This window comes from Actinokineospora fastidiosa, from assembly GCF_014648415.1.
Classification (GTDB): Bacteria; Actinomycetota; Actinomycetes; order Mycobacteriales; family Pseudonocardiaceae; genus Actinokineospora; species Actinokineospora fastidiosa.
The window spans coordinates 1,275,674-1,296,831 of the sequence record NZ_BMRB01000001.1; the positions used below are offsets into that span (position 1 = coordinate 1,275,674).

Consider the following 21,158-nt stretch of genomic DNA (forward strand, 5'->3'; position numbering starts at 1 on the left):
CGCTCCGATAGGTGCGTCCGGCGCGGTTGCGTCTAGGCTTTGGCCATGCGCGAGGCTTACCACAGTGAACTAGGACAGCTTGCCGACCAGCTCGCCGCGATGTGCGCGATGGTCGGCGATGCGATGGAACTCGCCACGCGCGCGCTGCTGGAGACCAACCTCTCGCTGGCCGAACAGGTGATCAGCGGCGACGAGAAGATCGACGACGCGCGCTCGGCCTGCGAGGAGCACGCCTACTCGCTGCTGGCGCTGCAGGCTCCCGTCGCAACCGACCTGCGCACCGTCCTCGCGGCGATCCACGCCGCGGAGAGCCTGGAGCGGATGGGCGACCTGGCGCTGCACGTGGCCAAGGCGGCCCGGCGCAGGCACCCCAACCCGGTGCTGCCCGACGGCGTGCGGGAGAGCTTCGCCGAGATGGGCCGCATCGCCGTCAGCCTGGCCCGCGGCACGGAGTCCGTCATCCGCAGCCAGGACGTCGCCGCGGCGCGCGCCCTGGACGACGCCGACGACGAGATGGACGACCTGCACCGCGGCCTGTTCTCGGTGATCATGGCCAAGGACTGGCCGCACGGCGTCGCCGCGGCCGTGGACGTGACCCTGCTGGGCCGCTTCTACGAGCGCTACGCCGACCACGCGGTCTCCGTCGCCAAGCGCGTGGTGTTCGTGGTGACCGGCCGGATGCCGGGCGCCTCGGACGACCTGGAGCCCTAGCCCTCAAAACGACCGTGAGGCGGGGCCGGACAGCTGTCCGGCCCCGCCTCACGCGCGTTCGGCTACCAGTTCGACAGGCCGGACGGCTCGTCGCCGCACGAGCCGTCGGTGGTGTCGGTGGCGTCGGTGGTGTCGGTTATGTCGTCCATGGGCTTGAGGTCGTCGTACCAGTCCGACAGCGCCGGGTCCCCGGTGGCGTCGGCGGGGTCGTCCTCGACGGCGGAGTCCGTGGGCTCGGCGTCCTTCGGGTCCCCGTCGGTCGAGCCGGCGTCGGCGGCGGGTTCGAGGCTGGAGTACCAGTCCTCCAGCGTGGGCTCGCCGGACTCGGCGTTGTCGGCGACCGGCTCCTGCTCGGGGGTGTCGTCGCCGGGCTTGAGGTCGTCGAACCAGTCGGTCAGCGACGGGCCGTCGGCCTCGCTCGGCTGCTCGGTCGGCTCCGGCTCCTCGGTGGGAGTCGGCTCCTCGGTAGGCGTCGGCTCCTCCGTGGGAGCCGGTTCCGTGGTCGTCGGCTCCTCGGCGGGCTGCTCCGTAGGCTCCTCGGCGGGCTCCGGCTCCTCGGACGTCGCCTCCGGCGGCTGGTTCTCGAACTCGCTCTCGGGGTTGTCCACGGTCTGCGTCGGCTCGTCGGCCTGCTCCGGCTGGCCGCCCTCGCCCTTGGCGTTCCAGGTGCCCTCGCCGCTGGGGTCGTGGTAGGCGGACTCGGCCACGCCGTCGTCGTTGAGGTCGAGCAGGGCGGTGTCGGCGACGCCGTCGCCGTCGGAGTCCCACATGGCGTCGTCGTAGCGGCCGTCGCCGTCGAAGTCGACCGCGATGGCGTCGGTGGCCCCGTCCCCGTCGACGTCCACGTTGGTCTGTCCGTGGTGGACGTTCGGGTCGCCGTCGCCGGTGCCGAAGTGGTACTGGATGTCCGCCATGTCGAGGTGCCCCCTGAATTCGGTGTCCGACGGGTAGACGCGGGGCGAGCACGCCCGGTTCCGCGAGCGTAATGCACCGATCGGGGCTGTTACGGTCGTTTCCGTGGACGATGCCGCGGTCGCGGAGGCGGCGGCGGGCCGGGCGGCGGCCCTGCTCACCGCACTCCGCGCGGACAACCCGCCCGACGTGGGCGCCCTCGCCGACGCCGAGGCCAACGCCGCGATCCTGGGCATGCTCGCCGACCTGCGCCCGCGCGACGCCGTGCTCTCCGAGGAGTCCCCCGACGACCCCGCCCGCCCGCAAGCCGACCGGGTGTGGATCATCGACCCGCTCGACGGCACCCGCGAGTACGCGGCGGGCGTCCCCGAGTGGGCCGTGCACGTCGCGCTCTGGGAGCGCGGCGCGGGCATCACCGCGGCCGCCGTCGCCCTGCCCGACAGGGTCCACGTCCGCGGCGACCTCGCGGTCCCGCCCACCCGGTCCGACCTGCGGATCGTGATCAGCGCAAGCCGCCCCCCGGACGGCGTGGCCGACCTGGCCGAGCGGGTGGGCGCGCGGCTGGTCCCCATGGGCTCGGCGGGTGTCAAGACCATGGCCGTGCTGCGCGGCGACGCCGACGCCTACTTCCACACCGGCGGCCAGTGGGAGTGGGACTCCGCCGCGCCGGTCGGCGTCGCCGTGGCCGCAGGCCTGCACGCCTCCCGCGTCGACGGCTCGCCGCTGCGCTACAACCAGCCCCGCCCCTACCTGCCCGACCTGCTCGTCTGCCGCCCGGAGCTGGCCGACCGGCTGCTCACGGCCTGGGCTCGTCGAGCAGGCTGAGCAGCGTCAGCCGGGGCGCGTCGGCGAACTCCGGCGCGGCGCCAGCGGCCCGCGCCCAGGTCAGGGTCCGGGCGACGATGCCGAGCCTGCGCGCCAGCGCCAGCTCGCGGCGCAGCCGCCCGATCGGCGCGAAGTCGGTGAACTCGGCAAGGTACCGCTCGCCTGCCTCGACCGCCGCGGCCTCGCCGAGCCCGTCGCCGATCACGCTCAGCGGCAGCATCGCGGCTGCGAACGGGTGCGCGACGACGCTGTCGCCCCAGTCGTAGAACCGCGGCCCGGTCAGGACGTTGTCCGGGTGCAGGTCGTTGTGGTCCAGCGACGCGGGCAGCGCCGACGCTGCCAGCTCGGCCGCCCACTCGGCCACCCACCGCGCGGCGGTCCCGTCCGCGAACTCCGCGGGGAGTCCCCCGCCCACAACCGCGACAGCCTCAGACAGCCGCCGCGGCAACACCTCCGGCCGCATGTCGGCGACCCCGGCCGCGAGCAACCGGTCGACGTGCGGCATCAGGCGCCGCTGCATCCGCGCGTACGCCACCAGAGCGTCCCCGAGCCCCGACACGTCCCCCAACGACGCCCCGCCGTCAGGCAACACCACCCACCCGCGCTCCGCGTCCACGGCCAGCGGTTCGAGCACCGACTCGGGCACGACCTCGTGCAACACCAGGTAAAGGCCCGCCTCGAACGCCGTCTCCGCCCCGGAAGCCTTGAGCCACACCCGCCCCGCGCTCGTCTCGGCGCACAGCACGGTCGCCCACGGCCGCACCCTCGGCTGCTCGACCTCCCCACACCGCACGACCCCCCGCCGCGCGAGCGCGTCGTCCAACCACGCCACCGCCTCCGCCCGCCATCCCGCGGTCGACCACTCCGCCACGCGGACCTCCCCATCGTTATCCGCAGGTTATGTGAGGTCCCGGCCGCCGGGGTCGGGATTTACGATTGCTAGTCTGCGACCGCCCGTGCGCGCGTCCGCCGAGGAGCACTCCCATGAGTTGGTGGCAGTTGGTTCCAGCCCTGCTGTTGACCGCGGCCATCGTCTTCCTACCCGGCTACCTGATCCTGCGCTGCTGGGCCGTGACCGGCCTGGTGGCCGTCGGCGCCGCCGCTCCCGTGTCGATCAGCCTGGTCGCCGTCACCGCCGTGGTCGGCCCGTTCCTCGGCCTGCGGTGGAACGTGCTGCACGTCGTGGTGCCCGCAGTCGCCATCGCCGCGATCGGCCTGGTGCTGCGCAGGGCCACCCCGAAGGCGCTGGGCATCCACGGCCGCATCCGCCGCTCGCCGCGCTCCCGCTGGACCCTGCTGGCCCACCTCGGCGCCCTGCTCATCCCCGCCGCGCTGCTGACCCGCGGCCTCACCCGGATGATCGGCGGCCCGGAGAACATCTCCCAGACCTGGGACAACGTCTTCCACCTCAACGCGATCCGCTACATCATCGACAGCGGGTCCGCGTCCTCGCTCACCGTCGGCGGGATGTACAGCGGCGGGGCCAAGGTGTCGGCGTACCCGGCCGCCTGGCACGACCTGGTCAGCCTGGTCGTGCAGGTCTCGGGCGTGTCCATCCCGGCAGCGGTCAACGCGGTCACCCTGGTGATCGGCGCCCTGGTCTGGCCGATCTCGGCGATCTTCCTGACCACCCGGGTCACCGGCACCCGGCCCGTCCCGGTCCTGTTCGCCGGGGCGCTCTCCGCGGCGTTCGGCGCGTTCCCGTACATCATCCTGGACTTCGGCGTCCTCTACCCGTACTTCATGTCGCTGGCGCTGCTGCCCGCCGCGCTCGCCCTGATCAGCATGGTCACCGGCGTCGGCGACCGCAGCGGCACGCCGCGCTGGCTCGCGACCCTCCTCTTCATCGCCGTGACGCCGGGCATCGCCCTGGCGCACCCGAGCACGTTCCTCACGCTGCTGCTGTTCGCCCTGCCGATCTTCGTCGTCGCGGTGGTCCGCTACCGGCGGATCCTGGCCGGACGCGCGGGCCAGAGCCGCTATTGGCTGCTGGTGATGCTCCTGGCGGCCTACCTCGGCGCGGGCATCGCGCTGTGGCTGCGGGTGCGCCCCTCGAGCGAGAACTCGGGCTGGCAGCCGATCCAGCGGGTGCCGCAGGCGATCGGCCAGGTGCTCAGCGGCGGCGTCATGCAGCAGGGCGCCTCGTGGGTCGTCCTGCTGTTCAGCCTGGTCGCCGTCGGCCTGGTGATGCGCAGGCAGTTCAGCCAGTGGGTCCTCGGCGTCTACCTGATCGCCGCGGTGCTGTTCATCGTGGTGTCCGCGATGCGGAAGCCGGGACTGCGGAACTTCATCACCGGCGTTTGGTACAACGACTCCTACCGGCTCGCCTCGCTGCTGCCCACGATCACCGTGGTGGTGTGCACGATCTCGGCGACCTGGCTGTTCTTCCGCACCAGGGACGCGCTCGTCGAACGCCGTCCCCGCCTCGCCAGCATGCGGTTCACCAGGGAGTCCACGCCCGCGGCTGCGGCGGTGGCCTTCGTCGTCGCGGCGATCATCGGCGTCGCCGGGCAGTTCAGCTCGGTCAACTACGCCGTGGGCTCGGGCGCGGGCAACTACCGCGCCTCCGACAACGCGCCGCTGCTGTCCTCCGCGGAGGAGGCCCTGCTGACCCGGGTCGACGAGCACGTCCCGGAGAGCGCCACCATCATCGGCGACCCCTGGACGGGAACCGCGTTCTCCTACGCCATCAGCGGCAGGCGCACGCTCACGCCGCACGTCGGCGACGACAAGATGCCGCCGGACGTGCTGATGCTGATGAACAACCTGAACGCCATCGGCGAGGACCCCAGGATCTGCGAGCTGATCGAGAAGTACGACAGCTACTACGTCCTGGATTTCAACGGACGGCGCTACATGAACTGGCCCACCGTGTACCCCGGCATGGAGACCGTCGAGACGAACCCGCACCTCGAGGTCGTCGACCGCGAAGGGGACGCGGCCACGCTGTACCGGATCACCACCTGCGACGGGCAGTCCAGCTGACCGTCAGCGGGCCCGGTCGACGACGTCGGCCGCCTTGCCTGCGACGGATTCCAGGCTGTGGTTCTCCCGCACCCACCGCGACAGGGCGGCCCTGCGCTCCGGCGCGGGGTGGTCGGCCAGCGCCTTCTCCATGGCCTCGGACACCGCGTCCACGTCCCAGTCGACCGCCCAGCCCAGGCCGTTCTCGCGGACGAGCGGACCGAGCGGGCCCACACCGGCGTAGATGACCGGCGCGCCGGACGACAGACCAGCCAGCGCCTTGGTCGCGAAGGCGAAGTCGTACCCCACCCCCGGCCGCACCGACGCGAGCGAGGCCGCCGCGGCGGCGAACTCGCCGCTGAGGTGCTCCGCGGGCTGGGGCGTGCGGAACTCGACCCGCCCGGGCGCCAGCCGCTGCGCGAGGTCCTTGAGCATCGGCACGTCGGTGCCCTGGCCGATCATCAGCAGGCGGGCTTCCGGGTGCCGGTCGGCGACCTTGGCGAAGGCGCGGACGAAGACCTCGGCGCCGTGGATCTCCGACATCGTTCCGCCGTAGACCAGGGTCGGTGTGGACGGCCGCTCGGCGTAGGCGAACCGCGTGGTGTCGATGCCGACCCCGACGACGGTGACCAGCTCGGCGGGCACGCCCAGGTCCTCCAGATCGCGCAGCACGCCGTCGGACACGGCGATGACCGCCCGGGAGCCGCGCAGCACCCACCGCTCCAGCACCTTGAGCACCCGGACGACGGTCCGGTTGACGCCGATCCCCTCCGCCGCGGTGGACACCACGTCGGCCGAGAAGTGCACGTAGGGGGTGCGGCGCAGCATGCAGGCGACCCGGCTGGACACGCCCGTCGTGGTCGGCGGCTCGACGACCACCACGTCGCTGCGGGTGAGCAGGAGCCGGAAGAACAGCGGGATGTCGTAGCTGAGGTACTGCACGTACCCGCGGACGTTCCCGCCCTTGTCGCGCAGCACCGGCCAGCGCCGCACGTCGAGACCGGCGTCCTCGATCCGGGCGCCGCGTGGCGGCACCGTGGTCAGGACGCGGACCTGGTGGCCGCGAGCGGCCAGCTCGTCGGCCAGGGCGCCGAGCCGGTAGGCGGCTGCCCCGGTCTCCGGGCGGAAGAGCCGGGAGACGATCGTGATGCGCGCCATCGGCTTCAGCAGGCGCCCAGCTGCTGGCTCGCGGTGGCCAGCACCTTCTCGGCCGTGCGCAGGGTGTTGAGGCCCTCCTGCAGCGTGACGATCTCCTGCGACTCGCCCAGCACCGCGTCGCGGAACTTCTCGTGCTCGGTGCGCAGGGGCTCGCGCTTGACGATCGCGTAGCGGGTCATGTCGCCCTCGGAGACGCCGCGGAAGTTGGCCACGGAGTCCCACTCGGTGGTGACCACGCCGTTGGCGTAGAAGGTCAGGTCGGCGGTGAGGGTGTCGGCGACGAACGCGCCCTTCTCGCCGGTCACCACGGTCAGCCGCTCCTTCATCGGGGACAGCCAGTTCACCAGGTGGTTGGTGATCGTGCCGTTGGCCAGCCGCCCGGTGGCGGCCACCATGTCCTCGTGCGCGCGGCCCGAGCGCAGCGCGACCTGGGCGGTCACGTGCGTGTACTCCGACTGCGCCAGCCACGCGGTCAGGTCGATGTCGTGGGTGGCGAGGTCCTTGACCACGCCGACGTCGGCGATCCGCGCCGGGAACGGGCCCTGGCGGCGGGTGGCGATCTGGTAGACGTCGCCGAGGTCGCCGTTGGCGATGCGCTCGCGCAGCGACTGCAGCGCCGGGTTGTACCGCTCGATGTGCCCGACCGCGCCGATCACGCCGTTCGCCGCGAACGCCTCGACCAGCTTGGTCCCGGCCTCGACGCTGTGCGCGATCGGCTTCTCGATCAGCGTGTGCACCCCGGCCTCGGCCAGCGCGAGGCCGACCTCCTCGTGCATGCCGGTCGGCACGGCGCAGACCGCCATGTCGATGCCCGCGTCGATCAGCTCGGCCACGTTCTGCAGCACCGGCAGGCCCTGCGCCACGCCGTGCGGGTCGCCGTTGGCGTCGGCGACGGCGACCAGCGTCAGCCCGTCCACCTCGCGCACGACCCGCGCGTGGTGGCGGCCCATCATGCCCAGGCCGATGAGGCCCACTCGCAGCTCAGCCATGCTCACGCACCCGCCTTCGCCAGGGTGTTCACCGCGTTCACGATGCGCTCGCGGTCCTCGTCGTCCAGCGACGGGTGCACCGGCAGCGACACCACGACGGCGGCGGCCTTCTCGGTGTTCGGCAGGTCCTCGACGCGGTCGAAGGAGGGCAGCCGGTGGTTCGGGATCGGGTAGTAGACGCCCGAGCCGATCTGGTGCTCGTCCTTGAGCGCCTTGACGAAGCCGTCGCGGTCCTCGGGCACCGTGATCGTGTACTGGTGGTAGACGTGCACCGCGCCGTCGGCGACCGCGGGCACCCCGACGCCGGTCAGGTTCGCGTCGAAGAACGCGGCGTTGGCCCGCCGGGTCTCGGTCCAGCCGCCGACCTTGGTCAGCTGCACGCGGCCGATGGCGGCGTGCAGGTTGGTCATGCGGGCGTTGAAGCCGACGAGCTCGTTCTCGTACTGGCGCTCCATGCCCTGGTTGCGCAGCAGACGCAGGGTCCGCTCGACGTCGGCGTCCCCGGTGGAGACCATGCCGCCCTCGCCGGACGTCATGTTCTTGGTCGGGTACAGGCTGAACATGGCGAACGTGCCGAACGTGCCGACCCGCCTGCCGTCGAGGCTCGCGCCGTGCGCCTGCGCGGCGTCCTCGTACAGCGCGATCCCGTGCTTCTCGGCGATCGCGGCCAGGGCGGGCATGTTCGCCGGGTGCCCGTACAGGTGCACCGGCATGATCCCCTTGGTCCGCTCGGTCACCAGCGAGGCGACGTGCTCGGGGGACAGGCAGTAGTGGTCGAGCTCGATGTCGGCGAAGACCGGGGTCGCCCCGGTCAGCGCGACCGAGTTCGCCGTCGCCGCGAAGGTGAAGGACGGCACGATGACCTCGTCGCCGGGGCCGACGCCCGCGGCCAGCAGGCCCAGGTGCAGGCCGGCGGTGCCGGAGTTCACCGCGACGGCCGCCCTGCCGTCCAGCAGAACCTGGCTGAACTCCTGCTCGAACGCGGCGACCTCGGCGCCCTGGGCGAGCATGCCGGAGCGCAGCACCGCGTCCACCGCCGCCCGCTCCTCGTCGCCGATGATCGGCTTGGCCGCCGGGATGAAGTCCTTGCTCACGTCTCGCCTCGATGCGGGGTCGGGAACCGGTCGCCCCACCTTAGAACCCACCCGGTCGGGTCCCCTGCCGGGGTCGCGGCGGGCGGCGGTGGGTGCCGATGGCGCGCGGTTAGACTGCCCGACCATGGCGAACGACCCGATTCGCGGGCGCATCCTCTGCATCTCCTTCTCCGACATCAACCGGGACGCCCGGGTTCTCCGCCAACTGGACGTGCTCGCCGAACTGGGCGAGGTCACCACGGTCGGTTACGGGGACCGGCCGGAGAAGGCGACCGAGCACCTGGCCGTCGACGAGACCCTGCCCTCGCTGCCGCAGACCCCCGCCGGGGTGGCCATGCTCGCGCTGCGCCGCTTCGACCAGGTCGAGTTCGCCGCTCCCGCCGTGCAGGCGGCGCGGACGCTGCTGGCGGGCAGGCGCTTCGACGTCGTGGTCGCCAACGAGGCCCGGGCCATGGGGTTGGCGCACGAGGTCGCCCAGGGCGCGCCGGTGGTGGCCGACATGCACGAGTGGGCGCCGGAGGAGCGGGCGCACGTGCGGTCGTGGCGCCTGCTGGTCAAGCCGTTCATGACCCACCAGTGCGCGAAGTACCTGCCGAGGATGACCGCGGTCACCGTCGTCAACGACTCGATCGGCGAGCTCTACCGCGAGCGGTTCGGTGTGCGGGCCGCGACGGTGCGCAACGCGGGCCCCTACCGGGAGCTGTCGCCCAGCCAGGTCTCCGACGACGTGATCCGGCTCGTGCACAGCGGCGCCGCCGTGCCCGGCCGCAACGTCGAGACCCTGATCGAGGCGGTGCGCGGGCTGGACGAGGGCTACACCCTCGACCTCTACCTGGTGCCCGCCCGCGATGGCGGCAAGTACCTGGGCCAGCTGCGCGAGCTGATCGGCGACGACCGGCGGATCACGCTGCACCCGCCGGTCAAGCCCGAGGAGCTGCCCGCCACGCTCAACCGGTACGACGTGGGCGTCTTCAGCCTCCCGCCGCTCACGCCCAACCACCACTTCATGCTCCCCAACAAGATCTTCGACTTCATCCAGGCCCGGCTGGCCGTCGTGTTCAGCTCGGCGCCGGAGACCAACCGCCTGATCACCGAGCACGAGTTGGGCGCGATCGCCGCCGACGCCTCGCCGGAGGCGCTGCGCGAGACCCTGGCCGCGCTCGACGCGGACCAGGTCCGCCGCTTCAAGCGGAACGCGGACAAGGCGGCCGCGGTCCTCAACTCCGCCGAAGACGCCGAGGTGACCCGGACGATCGTGGGAGACTTGCTCGCGAGGAAGTCGTGACCGTGGCGGCCGACGGCCGCCGTGCCGCGGCCCGCAGGGGGAGGGGGCCGCGGCGTTGGGGGCGTTGAAGGGGATGCTGCGGCCGGTGCGGCTGGACGCCCCCGTCCGCACCTCGCTCGCTCGCGGCGGCGCGCTCAGCACGCTCGGGCTGCTGGCCCAGGGCCTCCTCCGGTTCGCGACGGCGGTGCTCGTCGGCCGGGTCGCCGGACGCGCCGAACTCGGCGTCGTCGCCTCCGCGATCGCCACGGCGTCGATCCTCGCCCTGCTCTGGCCGACGACGTCCGGCAGCGCGGCCTCGAAGTTCCTGGCCGCGGCGCGCGGGTCCGACGATCCGGCAGACACCCGGGCGATCGCCGCGCACCTGCGCCTGCGCACCCTGCAGACGTCCGGGCTGCTCGGCCTGGCGAGCATGGCGCTCTGGCTGCTCATCGATGACCGGACCTGGCCCGGCGCGGTGTGCGTGGCCGCGCTGACCGTGGCCTACTCCGCCTACAGCTTCACCCGCGGCGTGCAGTTCGGGGCGGGGCAGGTGCTGCGCGCGACCGCGTGGGACGTGACGAGCGTGCTGATCGGCCTGGCCGGGCTCGTCGCCCTGCTGGTCGCGGGCGCCCGGGGGCCGGTGCTGATCCTGCCGCTGGTGGCCGCGTACGGCATCTACGCGCTGGCCGGGTGGCCCATCGGCCTGCGCGGCGGCACGCCCCGGGAGCGCCGCCGCGAGCTGGACGTGTTCGTGCTGCTCGGCACGGCGGGCACCATCGCGAGCACCGGTTTCCTGCAGCTGTCGCAGATCTCGGCCAAGCTGGTCGGCGGGGACGAGGGAGCGGGCCAGTACGGGGCCGCGCTCAACCTGGCCACCCCGGCGTCGATGCTGGCCGCGTCCCTGAGCCTGGTGCTCCTGCCGTCGCTGGCCGAGGCGTGGGGCCGGGGCGACGAGGCCGAGTTCCACGCCCAGACCAACCGCGCCACGCGCGCGCTCGCGGTCGTCATGGTCGCGATCTTCGGGTCGATCATCGTCGGCAGCAGGCTGCTCGTGGAGCTGATCTGGGGGCCGAGGTTCGCCGGGGTCGAGGACATCCTGCCCGTGCTCGTCGTCGCCATCCTCGCGACCAACCTCGGGGTGGCCAGCGTCAACGCGCTGATCACCCGGTCCCGCCGGGGCATGCTGGTGACGACGGGGTCGAGCCTGCTCGGGATGGCCGTGGGCGTCGCGGTCTGGCTCGTCGTCGCGCCGAGGATGGGGATTGCGGGCGTGGCGCTCGGATACCTCTGCGGCACGCTGGTGATCGCGGCCATCCCCGTCGTCGTCGCGTGGCGGGCGGGCGGGCACCGGTGGGGCGGTGTCTTCCTCCGCGTCGCCGCGGGCCTGGCGGCGATCGGCGCGCTGTTGGCCGTGCAGCGGGTCGCGGACCTGCCCACGATCCTGGACCCGGTGCTGGTCCTGGTCTTCCTCGCGGGCTGGTGGGCGATGAACCGCGGGGACATCGCCCGGCTCCCGATCCCCCGGCCGTGGCGGCGCGGCTAGTCGGCGCGCTTGTAGAGGAAGAACGACGACATCAGGTCGACGTCCTCGGGCGGGTCGACGCGACGGTCGAGCGTCCACTCCGGACGCTTCTGCCCGACCCATTTGGTGAACTCGCGGTGCTTCTCGTGGGGCGCCTGCTCGGTGCCGACCGAGTCGTTGGAGCAGATGACCACGAACCGCTCGGCGCAGTCGAACAGCCGCGACATGTAGTCGTCGAACACCTCGTCCTCGACCAGGTGGAAGATCACTTCCATGGAGAGGGCGAGATCGCCGCGCAGCCAGCCCGCCGGGTCCCACAGGTCTTCCGGGTCGTAGCGCAGGAAGCTCTTGGTGGGGTCGTCGCTGAAGCGCTCGATGCACTTCCACACCGCCGTGCTCGACCGGTCCAGGCCGAGGTAGCGCGGGTAGCGCGCGAGGCTGAGCTGGTTGCCGTCGCCGCAGCCGAGGTCGATGACCGAGGTGACCCCGAGCTCGCTCACCCAGGCGTTGACGATCTCGGCCTTCCACTCGGCCTGCTTGCCGTAGGAGCCCGCGCCCGACGTGCCGCCCTTGGCGTAGCGCTCCTCCCAGTAGGTCTTGCTGCCTTTGAAGAGACGCCGCCGCAGGCGGAGCCCCGCCGCGCTGTGGGCGAAGTTGTCGACCGCTGACCGGAGTATCACGGTGAGCACTCTAGTCCAGGATGGTCAGAGCGGCGGCACGGAGCGTGCCCGATTCATCTCGCTGGGCGACGGGCGATCATCCCACCTCGACGAGGCCGCCGTCGCTCTCGCGGTACTTCGCGCCGGTCTGCGGGCAGACCCACTCGTCGCCGTCCTGGCTCAGGGGGGCGCCCGACCTGCCGACCCAGCCGATGCGACGGGCGGGGACGCCTGCGACCAGGGCGTGGTCCGGCACGTCCTTGGTGACCACCGCGCCCGCGGCGACGGTCGCCCACGCGCCGATGCGCACGGGGGCGACGCACACCGCGCGCGCGCCGATGGCGGCGCCCTCGGCGATGGTCACGCCCACCGGGTCCCAGTCGGACGCCGACTTGAGCGTGCCGTCGGGGTTGACCGCGCGCGGGTAGGTGTCGTTGGTCAGCACCACCGCGGGGCCGATGAACACGCCGTCGGCCAGGGCCGCGGGCTCGTACACCAGGGCGTGGTTCTGGACCTTGCAGTTGTCGCCCAGCACCACGCCGGGGCCGATGTAGGCGCCGCGGCCGACGATGCAGTTCGCCCCGATCCTGGCGTTCTCGCGCACCTGCGCGAGATGCCAGATCTTGGATCCCTCACCGATCTGCGCGGCGTCCGCGACATCGGCGCCATCAGCCACGAACGCCACGGCTGCTCACGCTCCCAGTCCAGAGTAGAAACTGTCGAAGTGCTTCCCGACGCTCTCCGCGTCGAACCGCGGGATCACCGTCGAGCGGATCTCCTCGGCGGACCGGTCGCGGAAGGCCTTGGCCGCCTCCGTGATCGCCGCGGCGAACGCCGCCGCGTCGGCGCCGTCGACCAGCACGCCGTTCTGCTCGGTCACGTAGTCCAGGCAGGCCAGCCGGGGCAGCACGACGGGCCTGCCGCCCGCGATCGCCTCGGCCGCGGCGACGAGGAAGGTCTCGCCCGCGGTCGGGAGGAAGAAGAGGTTGGCCGCGCTCAGGTGCCCGGCGACCTCCGGCGCGGGCACCGCGCCGACGAGGTGGACGCGCTCGGCGACGCCCAGCTCGGCCGCGCGCGTCCGCACGTCGTCCATCAGCGGTCCGTCGCCGACCCAGGTCAGCGTGGTGTCCTGGCCGCCGCGCACAAGCTCCGCGACGGTCTCGACGGCGAGCAGCGGCCGCTTGCGCTCGATCAGCATCCCGACCGCCACGAGCTTCAGCGGGTCCCAGGACGGCTGCTCGACCGCGGTGAAGTGGTCGGCGATCACGTTCGGGATCACGGTGATCTCACCGTCCCCGGTGAACGGCAGAAGCGCTTCCCGCAGCGCGTTGCTCACAGTGGACACCCGGCGCGGCAGCCGCATCGACTTGCGCACCCGGGGCGGGATGATCGCCTGGTTGCTCACGAACGCGCTCCAGTGCTCGGTGTGCACCCAGCGCTTCTTGATCAGCGGGTAGAGCGGGGCCAGCACGGTCACCGCGTCGTAGGCCAGCGTGTGCACGATGTCCGCGCCCTTGACCAGCTTGCGTAGCTCGTTGAGCCCGCGCACGGTGGCCAGCGGGTCGGCGGGGTTCACCGACACCGTGGTCAGCGGCAGTCCACTCGGATCGATGGTGTCCCGGCGCGGCTCGACCTTGCGCTGCACGCGGACCACGCGCACGTCGTGGTGGCGCGCGATCGCCTTCGCGTGGGCGACGTTGAACGGCGCCATCCCCGGCTGGTCGTCGTTCGGCCACCAGGTGGTGACGATCACCACGCGCATGGGGTCAGGCCTTGCCGATGACGCGGTAGGCCACGCCCGGCCAGCGGTCCGCGGAGCTGACCCGCCTGCCGTCGATGAAGGTGCGCACGCCGGGCAGCTGGTCCGGGCCGAACTCGCGGTACTCGGCGTGGTCGGCCTGCACGACGGCGGCGTCGACCTCCTCGCCGGGGTGGTACGGCTCGAAGCCGAGCTTGCGCAGCTCGTCGTCGCTGTAGAGCGGGTCGTGCACCAGCGCGGTCGCGCCCCGAGCGGTCAGCGCCGCGACGGTCGCGAACACGCCGGAGAACGCCGTCTCCTTGACCCCGCCGCGGTAGGCGGCGCCGAGGACGGCCACCCGCGCGCCGTCGAGCGGACCGTGCGCGCCCTCCAGCAGGCCGATCGTGTAGTCGGGCATGCCCGCGTTGGTCTCCCGCGCCGCGCGCACGACGGTGGCGTCCGGGTCGTTCCACAGGTACAGCCGCGGGTACACCGGGATGCAGTGCCCGCCGACGGCGATGCCGGGCTGGTGGATGTGGCTGTACGGCTGGGAGTTCGACGCCTCGATGACCTGGTAGATGTCCACGCCCGCGGTCGCGGCGAAGCGGGCGAACTGGTTGGCCAGGCCGATGTTGACGTCGCGGTAGGTCGTCTCGGCCAGCTTGGCCAGCTCGCTGGCCTCGGCCGAGCCGAGGTCCCAGACGCCGTTGCCGCGCGGCAGGTCGGGGCGCTCGTCGAAGTCGAGCACGGCCTCGTAGAACGCGACCGCCTTGGCCGCGCCCTCCGGCGACAGGCCGCCGACGAGCTTGGGGTACTTGCGCAGGTCGGCGAAGACCCGGCCGGTGAGCACCCGCTCGGGGGAGAACACCAGGTGGAAGTCGACGCCCTCGGTGAGCCCCGAGCCCTTCTCCAGCATCGGCTTCCACCGGTTGCGGGTGGTGCCGACGGGCAGCGTGGTCTCGTAGGACACCAGGGTGCCGGGGGTCAGGTGCCGGGCCAGCTCCTCGGTGGCCGCGTCCATCCAGCCGAAGTCGGGACGGGCCTCGTCGTCGACGAACAGCGGCACGACCAGCACCACCGCGTCCGCGCCGGGCACGGCGTCGCCGTAGTCGGTGGTCGCGCGCAGCTTGCCCGCGGGCACGAGCGCGGACAGCTTCTCCTGCAGGTGCGCCTCGCCGGGGAACGGCTCGACGCCCTGGTTGACCTGCGCCACCAGGTCGGCGTTCACGTCGACGCCGACGACCTCGTGCCCCTTGTCGGCGAACTGGACGGCGAGCGGGAGCCCGATCTTGCCGAGGGCGATGACTGCGATCTTCACCGAAGACGGTTCCTATCCTGACGACGCACGGCGGTGCCGCGAGACTACCTGCCGCCCATGAGCCGGTTCAGGTCGCCGTAGGGCTGGGCGGCGGCGATCGCCTCGAACGTGCCCGCGTCCCGCATGCGCGTCGCCGCCTCGGTCACCGCGCCGAGCGCGGCCCTGGCCAGTCCCGAGCCGGTGCTGATCCGGCGGGCGCCGAGTCGGCCCAGTTCGGCCAGGGTGAGCTGGGCGGCGGCGCCCGCAACGAGCACGTTCACCGGCTTGTCGACGGCCTGGCAGACCGCGGCGATGGCGTCGGCGTCGGGGAGGGCGGGGGCGTAGAGCACGTCGGCGCCCGCCTGCTCGTAGGCCTTCAGCCGGGCGATCGTGTCGTCGAGGTCGGGGCGGCCGCAGAGGAAGTTCTCGGCCCGCGCGGTGAGCAGGAACGGGAGCCCTTTGGCGGCCTCGGCCGCGGCGGCCACCCGCTCGACGGCCACGTCGACGGGGAGGACCTCGCCGTGCCTGGCGTCCTCGACCGACCCGCCGACCAGGCCGACCGCCGCCGCCCGCCGGACGGTCTCGGCCGGGTCGTCGAACCCGTCGCCGAGGTCCGCGGTCACCGGCAGGTCGGTGGCGGCCACGATCTCGGCGGCGTTGGCCAGCGTGTCGTCGAGCCCGCACGCGCCGTCGGGCACTCCTCGGGCGAAGGCGAGCCCGGCGCTGGTGGTGGCCAGCGCCGGGAAGCCCAGCGCCGTCAGCAGGCGGGCCGTGCCCGCGTCCCACGGATTGGGGATGACGAACGGCTCGTCGGCCTCGTGAAGGGCCTTGAACGCGAGGTGCTTGCTGTGTTGGTCGGCCACCACACCAACCTATCGCCGCGGTGGTTCCCACTGCCCTCCGCACGGGGCCGACCCGGCGTGCTCCACACCTGCGGAGTTCACGCACGTGTCACCCTTTATCGGCCGGTTCTTCAATGGTCTTCATCCCGGTGGAAGCCGCCTGTTGCCGTGATTTCCGTCTCCTCCGGCGGTAACCCGGACGGGCCACCGTTGATCGTCCGATCAGAAGAAGGGGTAACACAACTCCATGGAATCCGGACATCCAGCCCGTGCGAATTGGTACCCGTTCGGCGGATGTCCGGCATCCGGGGCTCCCATAAGGTTTCAGTGGAAGCAAGCTCAGTCACCGCTGCGAAGATGGATTCTCTTTTTTTGAGTCTCCCGCGGCGAATAAGAATGGGGGCTTTGTGGCACGCGTGCTGAAAGCGTTGCTGGCACTGTCGACGCTCGTCGGGTCGTTCATGCTGCTCACCAGCGGGCCTGCGAGCGCCGACCCGTACTGGGAGCCGGTCTCGAAGACCAGCAAGTTCCACTGCTCGGGGCAGCGACTGCACCCGACCCACGACGTCACGGTGCAGACGTGCGTTGTCGTCAACTCCACCGCGACGCAGGCCGTGGCGATCGTCGCGAATTTCGGCGGATCCGCGGTCTCTATCGAGGCGCCGAACGTGGCGCTGTACGTGAACGGGCCCATCAGCTACGACCGGAATTGCCTTGCGAGCACCCTCAGCGCGGGTGAGACGAGGGCTTGCTTCGGTCCGACGCAGCAGCGCCCCTGCAGCGCGACGGTGACCGCGTGGGCGCAATACATCATCCAGGGTTGGGTCACCGACCTCTGGTCGCCCAGCCGACAGATGTGCACCTGACCGGATAGATAGGGCCCAGCCGGTGCCGCGGCGGGAATACTGCCGCGGCACCGGCTTGGGCTGTCCCCATTCCTGTGGAGGGTGTCTGCAACGGCGTTCTTGTGCTGGTCGACGTAGTGCCATTCGTGGTCGAGCCAACGCCTTCGACATCGGCCTGACCCGCATCCCGACGGCATCGGCCTCTACCTCACCGAGGCGGGCTGATCACCACCAGTGCTGATCGGCGGCCTGCTCGTCGCAGGGGGCGGTGACCGCCTGGACCTCCTGGTCGCCCCGGACGGCGAGGCAGAGGTCCGACTTGTAGTTCTGATAGCGGAAGGCGTCCCATTTGTCGATGTATTCGATGCGCCAGATGCCGTCCGCGTACAGATAGCCGTTCGCGGGGCCGCATACGGTCGCGATCACGGTTGTCGGCTCGTATCCGCGCGCCACGACGCACAGTCGTGTCAGGACGTTCTGAACGCGCCAGAGATTGGCGTCCTCGTCGACGGGGATCAGCCGCCAGTATTGGTCCTCCCAGACCGTGCCCGCGCTGTAGTCGCAGGTGGACTGGATGACCGGGCGCTCGCCCGCGCCCTGACGGGACACGAGGCAGAGATGGGAGTCCATGTTGCGGATGTGGTGGCCCTGGGTGTCGACGCCCTGCGCGGGAGCGGCGGTCAGACCGGTCGCCACCAGGGCCGCGAGGACACCGACCGCGAGTTGACGAAGTCTCATGAAATGCTCTCCTTTCACCGTTAGCGGCCGGTGGGGATAAGGGCTCATTTCACGGCTCGTCTGCAGATGTGCCGAGCCGGAGTTTAATTGCCGCAGGCGCGCCTGTCCGGTTCCGATCGCGCTAAGCACCCGAACGGGACCGGCGGTCCGCGTCCCATTCCGGGCGGTCGACGAAGTGCACGTCGAAGCGCTGGTGGATGCGGGCGACCTCGTCCTCGGGCAGGGTGCCGTTCAGGATCTCCGGCAGCATCCGGAAGTACGCGAACCGCTCGACGCCGGGCGCCAGCGTGATGAGGACGTCCGCGGGAGAGTCCGGCGCGGCGGCGAAGGCGTGCGGCGTGCCCGGCGGGATGACGACGTAGCCGCCCTGGCCCACGGTGACGAGTTCGGTGCCGATCAGCATCCGCAAGGCCCCGCTGATCACGTAGAACGCCTCCGCGGACCGCTGGTGGAAGTGCGGCTTCGCCCCCGCCGCCCCGGCCTCCAACGAAAGCCGGTTCGCGCCCAGCATCCCGCCGGTGTGACTGCTGTCGGCCAGCAGGCACAGGTCCGGCTCGGTCACCCGCTCGACATCCTCGGCCTGAACCACCCACGCGTTGTCGACCACCACGTCCCCCCTGATAGTTGAAGTCTTCAACCACGCTAGGTCGAGATGGTTGAAGGTGTCAACTGTTACCCTCCCCGGATGACCGACTGGCTCGACGCGGACCAACAACGCGACTGGCGGGCGTTCATCGAGGGGTCGATCCGCCTGATCGACCTCATGGACCGCACCCTGCGCGAGCGCCACGGCCTCACCCTGGCCGAGTTCGAGATCCTGGTCCGCCTCTCCGAGGCCGAGAACCAGTCGATGCGCATGGCCGACCTGGCCGAACGCGCGTATTACTCCCGCAGCCGCCTCTCCCACCGCATCCGCACCATGGAAGCCCGCGACCTGGTGACCCGAACCCAAACCCCCGAAGACAAACGCGGCGTCATCGCCCGCCTCACCGAAACCGGCGCCGCGACCCTCCACCAAGCCGCCCCCACCAACCTCCACACGGTCCGCACCCACTTCATCGACCTGCTCGACCCCGCCGACCTGCAAGCAGTCGGCCGAGCCATGAGAGCCGTCACCGCCAACCTGGACTGACGGGAGCCACGTTGGCACCGCTACCTGACGGCGTGGAGGGACGACGCGCGCACGCCCTCACCGATTTCGTCGACGATCTCGCCGCCGGTTCGCCCGCGACCAACGACAGGTTCGCGGAATGGCTGTGGCGACTCCTGCCTGGGCTGCAAGACCCGCAGAACCGGGCGCCGCTGGCGTGCTCGAAGCGCTGCGCAGCCACGGTCAGAAACCGTGAGCCGATCTTGACACCACAAAGCCCCAGGTCGTTGACCTGAGGCTTTGTGGGCCGCCTGGGGCTCGAACCCAGAACCTACGGAGTCCCTGAGGACACTTAGCACTGTCTGTCATGGATAGTTGACACTACCCATGACCTGCGCCGATGCCGCACCGCTGCACTCGACACTTCTCGTCGCTTGCCACTTCTTGGCACCCAATTCCGTGGGTAAACCGTGGCTGCCCCAGTCTCCACGCACTTCGCCAACTCCCCGAGCCTGGCACAAGCCCTCGCACCCGCAGTGCGATCCGCGCCAACCTCCCGGCACCCCACGCCAAGCATGGCGCGGATCGTGCTGTGGGCACCAGGGGTCCAGGGGCGCGGCGCCCCTGGTACCAAGCAAGGCAGCCACGCATCACCAGCCCCCGGCCCCGACTATGCACCAGCTCGCCCGACCGCTGGTCGACAAGTCCGCGGTAGCTCCCCTGCCTCTACCTCTCCCCGTGCCGCCTGCGCGGCGTGGCGCACCCACCCAAGCCGCCAGGCCGTGCCGCGCGCCCGCGCGGGCGTGAGCGAAGCGGGAGCCCGCGCCGAGGCGCGATGGAAACGGATCGCCCTGCCAGCGCGATGGGCATACAGCGCCGCGCCGCGCAGGCGGCGCGGCCTTGATTCTATAGAGCGGATTTCCGCAGATCTCCGATAGGATGACCAGATGGCGAAACAAGCTTACTCGATACACCTGATGCAGGTTGCTAGGAATCGAAAGCCTGAATATCCGTTCGACATGGGTAACTTGGACGGCACCAATCTAGACTTCCTGACACTCTTCCATGGATTCTTGATGGACGTCCAAGGAACGCCATTGGTTAACCGCAGGAGTAACCTGTATCTAACTGTGGAAAGCGTGGAGCCAAAAGGTAGGACTATAGCATTCACCGCCGATCAGGGAAGATTCGGCACCGAAGGCAAGCTAGTTGACGTCCAGAGTGGCAGCATGACCAAGACGATCAGCGAGAACGAATCTGCAGTGACGACGACTCGCAACTTGGTGGTGGCATCAGATGGAGGCCCTTTTGCGTTGCTGCTCGGTGAGCGGTACGGAAACCACAGTTCTGTCGGCACGGTACTTTCAACCTTCTATCGCGCATTCGTTCATCGCTTTAGGGAACAAGGATTCGTTTTTCGGGGCGAAGGATACGTAGATCAAGAGGCATGGGACGCGTACCTGCAGGAAGCCGAGATGAAGACAATTCAAGTCAATAAGTACGAGGCATCCTCAGATATTGCCGATGGTTTTATTCGGCGATCAATCGGCAAGATTGTGTGCGAAGTTCGCCCCAAGAGAGGCGAAGGAAGCTTTACGCGAAAGGTGAGAGATCAGTTACTTGGTGGAGAACTGAAAGCGCATAGCATCATTGGTATTGAGGAGGATCCTAGCGATGAAGTGGAACTGACCTTGAACGATGGAAGGCAGCAGAAACGATTGCTGATTGGTAAGAGCAAGGTCCCTGTTCTCCTGTATCCTCTTACAGAGGGAGATGAGGAGCGGCTGTCGGATCAGCAAGTGCTCGATACGATGCTCGCCAAAGTGTCGGACCTTCAGACTAGGGTCGGTATGAACCTCCCGGCAACCTGGAAGACGGAAGAATGGACACTCGATCAACTGGATGTAAAGATGGCGGCGTATCGTGAGTAGCAAGTGGTCAATCACTGCGACATTGCGAGATCAGTTCAAAACCCTTCGAGACGCTCGTTCCAGTAAAACTATGGTGTTTGACGTTGGATTCTTTTACGTCGTTCCACTAGCACTGGGTGTGGCGGCGGGAGTGTCGAGGTTCCAACTCCGTGGGCTTGAAGGCATTCTCAGCGGAGTGTCGATCTATACGGCTTTTCTCTTTGGCCTGCTGGTTCACGTCTTTCAACTTCGAGCGCGTGTGACAGATGAGGACACTCGTAGACATAGTTTTATCGACTTGATCGACGAGCTTGAAGCGAACGTTTCATACGCTGTCCTCGTTGGCGTCGCCACTACGGCTCTATTGATGACGACTGTTGCGCTTACTATTAAAGATACTCCTGCTTCTTGGGGATGGTCTGCCCCTGTTGTCGTCCTGGTTTCTCATATGGTGCTAGCACTGCTAATGATTCTTAAAAGAACTCGTGCGGTCTATCGGCGGCTTCCGCAAACCTACTAGCGTGGCACGGGATCGTAGGATGAAGGAGGTCGGGTAGGAGGTCATACCTGCGCTAGGGCCGCCTTTGAGGTGGTGGTGAA

The 21,158-nt window shown here is 70.1% G+C and carries 21 protein-coding genes; 9 read left to right on the forward strand and 12 right to left on the reverse strand.

Annotated elements, in window-relative coordinates:
* Positions 1-45 precede the first annotated feature (45 nt).
* Positions 46-711, forward strand: a complete 666-nt coding sequence (gene phoU, locus IEY98_RS06080) for a phosphate signaling complex protein PhoU (RefSeq protein ID WP_189209246.1) — start codon at positions 46-48, stop codon at positions 709-711.
* Positions 712-773: 62 nt separating this feature from the next.
* Here the strand turns inward: phoU and IEY98_RS06085 are convergent, their stop codons facing one another.
* Positions 774-1,625 (reverse strand): hypothetical protein, encoded by an 852-nt coding sequence (locus IEY98_RS06085; RefSeq protein ID WP_189209247.1) that lies wholly within the window; start codon positions 1,623-1,625, stop codon positions 774-776.
* Positions 1,626-1,728: 103 nt separating this feature from the next.
* On the opposite strand from IEY98_RS06085, the gene IEY98_RS06090 reads away from it, so the two are divergent.
* Positions 1,729-2,448 carry an inositol monophosphatase family protein gene (locus IEY98_RS06090; RefSeq protein ID WP_189209248.1) on the forward strand — a complete coding sequence of 240 codons (720 nt, stop codon included), beginning with the start codon at positions 1,729-1,731 and terminating at the stop codon, positions 2,446-2,448.
* Here the strand turns inward: IEY98_RS06090 and IEY98_RS06095 are convergent.
* Entirely contained in the window at positions 2,420-3,319 is a 900-nt protein-coding gene (locus IEY98_RS06095) for a phosphotransferase (protein WP_189209249.1), read from the reverse strand. The two genes, IEY98_RS06090 and IEY98_RS06095, sit on opposite strands and share 29 nt — an antisense overlap.
* 113 nt (positions 3,320-3,432) lie before the next feature.
* On the opposite strand from IEY98_RS06095, the gene IEY98_RS06100 reads away from it, so the two are divergent.
* Positions 3,433-5,433: a DUF6541 family protein gene (locus tag IEY98_RS06100; protein ID WP_189209250.1), complete on the forward strand. Its 2,001-nt coding sequence runs from the start codon at positions 3,433-3,435 to the stop codon at positions 5,431-5,433.
* A 3-nt stretch (positions 5,434-5,436) separates the two neighbouring features.
* Here IEY98_RS06100 and IEY98_RS06105 read toward each other — a convergent pair whose 3' ends face one another.
* From IEY98_RS06105 to IEY98_RS06115, 3 genes are read right to left on the reverse strand one after another with little or no spacing between them, the layout of a single operon-like run.
* Positions 5,437-6,570, reverse strand: coding sequence for a glycosyltransferase family 4 protein (locus tag IEY98_RS06105; protein ID WP_189209251.1), 1,134 nt, complete (start codon positions 6,568-6,570; stop codon positions 5,437-5,439).
* Between the two features lie 5 nt (positions 6,571-6,575).
* Positions 6,576-7,559, reverse strand: a complete 984-nt coding sequence (locus IEY98_RS06110) for a Gfo/Idh/MocA family protein (RefSeq protein ID WP_189209252.1) — start codon at positions 7,557-7,559, stop codon at positions 6,576-6,578.
* A 2-nt stretch (positions 7,560-7,561) separates the two neighbouring features.
* Entirely contained in the window at positions 7,562-8,653 is a 1,092-nt protein-coding gene (locus tag IEY98_RS06115; protein ID WP_189209253.1) for a DegT/DnrJ/EryC1/StrS family aminotransferase, read from the reverse strand.
* Between the two features lie 124 nt (positions 8,654-8,777).
* Here IEY98_RS06115 and IEY98_RS06120 point away from each other — a divergent pair, with 124 nt between their 5' ends.
* The gene (locus tag IEY98_RS06120) at positions 8,778-9,938 is read left to right on the forward strand and encodes a glycosyltransferase (RefSeq protein ID WP_189209254.1); all 1,161 of its coding nucleotides are present in this window, start codon (positions 8,778-8,780) and stop codon (positions 9,936-9,938) included.
* A gap of 55 nt (positions 9,939-9,993) precedes the next feature.
* Positions 9,994-11,460, forward strand: coding sequence for a lipopolysaccharide biosynthesis protein (locus tag IEY98_RS06125; protein ID WP_189209255.1), 1,467 nt, complete (start codon positions 9,994-9,996; stop codon positions 11,458-11,460).
* Here the strand turns inward: IEY98_RS06125 and IEY98_RS06130 are convergent.
* From IEY98_RS06130 to IEY98_RS06150, 5 genes are all read right to left on the reverse strand, one after another.
* Complete coding sequence (locus IEY98_RS06130; protein WP_189209256.1) at positions 11,457-12,119, reverse strand: class I SAM-dependent methyltransferase; 663 nt, start codon at positions 12,117-12,119, stop codon at positions 11,457-11,459. The two genes, IEY98_RS06125 and IEY98_RS06130, sit on opposite strands and share 4 nt — an antisense overlap.
* Before the next feature lie 76 nt (positions 12,120-12,195).
* Complete coding sequence (locus IEY98_RS06135; protein WP_189209257.1) at positions 12,196-12,783, reverse strand: acyltransferase; 588 nt, start codon at positions 12,781-12,783, stop codon at positions 12,196-12,198.
* Between the two features lie 6 nt (positions 12,784-12,789).
* A complete protein-coding gene (locus tag IEY98_RS06140) occupies positions 12,790-13,860 on the reverse strand; it encodes a glycosyltransferase (protein ID WP_189209258.1) in 1,071 nt (356 codons plus the stop codon).
* Between the two features lie 4 nt (positions 13,861-13,864).
* Positions 13,865-15,154 carry a nucleotide sugar dehydrogenase gene (locus tag IEY98_RS06145; protein ID WP_189209259.1) on the reverse strand — a complete coding sequence of 430 codons (1,290 nt, stop codon included), beginning with the start codon at positions 15,152-15,154 and terminating at the stop codon, positions 13,865-13,867.
* A gap of 44 nt (positions 15,155-15,198) precedes the next feature.
* Positions 15,199-15,996, reverse strand: coding sequence for an isocitrate lyase/PEP mutase family protein (locus IEY98_RS06150; RefSeq protein ID WP_189209260.1), 798 nt, complete (start codon positions 15,994-15,996; stop codon positions 15,199-15,201).
* A gap of 386 nt (positions 15,997-16,382) precedes the next feature.
* Here IEY98_RS06150 and IEY98_RS06155 point away from each other — a divergent pair, with 386 nt between their 5' ends.
* Positions 16,383-16,841: a hypothetical protein gene (locus IEY98_RS06155; protein ID WP_189209261.1), complete on the forward strand. Its 459-nt coding sequence runs from the start codon at positions 16,383-16,385 to the stop codon at positions 16,839-16,841.
* 204 nt (positions 16,842-17,045) lie between these two features.
* On the opposite strand, the gene IEY98_RS06160 is transcribed toward IEY98_RS06155, so the two are convergent.
* Entirely contained in the window at positions 17,046-17,558 is a 513-nt protein-coding gene (locus IEY98_RS06160) for a ricin-type beta-trefoil lectin domain protein (RefSeq protein WP_189209262.1), read from the reverse strand.
* Between the two features lie 121 nt (positions 17,559-17,679).
* Entirely contained in the window at positions 17,680-18,168 is a 489-nt protein-coding gene (locus tag IEY98_RS06165) for a cupin domain-containing protein (RefSeq protein WP_229786628.1), read from the reverse strand.
* 75 nt (positions 18,169-18,243) lie between these two features.
* On the opposite strand from IEY98_RS06165, the gene IEY98_RS06170 reads away from it, so the two are divergent.
* The 3 genes from IEY98_RS06170 to IEY98_RS06180 all read left to right on the forward strand — a co-directional run bounded on the left by IEY98_RS06170 (position 18,244) and on the right by IEY98_RS06180 (position 21,078).
* Positions 18,244-18,690, forward strand: coding sequence for a MarR family winged helix-turn-helix transcriptional regulator (locus IEY98_RS06170; protein ID WP_189209263.1), 447 nt, complete (start codon positions 18,244-18,246; stop codon positions 18,688-18,690).
* Positions 18,691-19,595: 905 nt separating this feature from the next.
* Positions 19,596-20,579 carry a hypothetical protein gene (locus IEY98_RS06175; protein WP_189209264.1) on the forward strand — a complete coding sequence of 328 codons (984 nt, stop codon included), beginning with the start codon at positions 19,596-19,598 and terminating at the stop codon, positions 20,577-20,579.
* Positions 20,572-21,078: a hypothetical protein gene (locus IEY98_RS06180; protein ID WP_189209265.1), complete on the forward strand. Its 507-nt coding sequence runs from the start codon at positions 20,572-20,574 to the stop codon at positions 21,076-21,078. Before IEY98_RS06175 ends, IEY98_RS06180 begins: the two co-directional genes overlap by 8 nt.
* Positions 21,079-21,158: the final 80 nt, after the last annotated feature.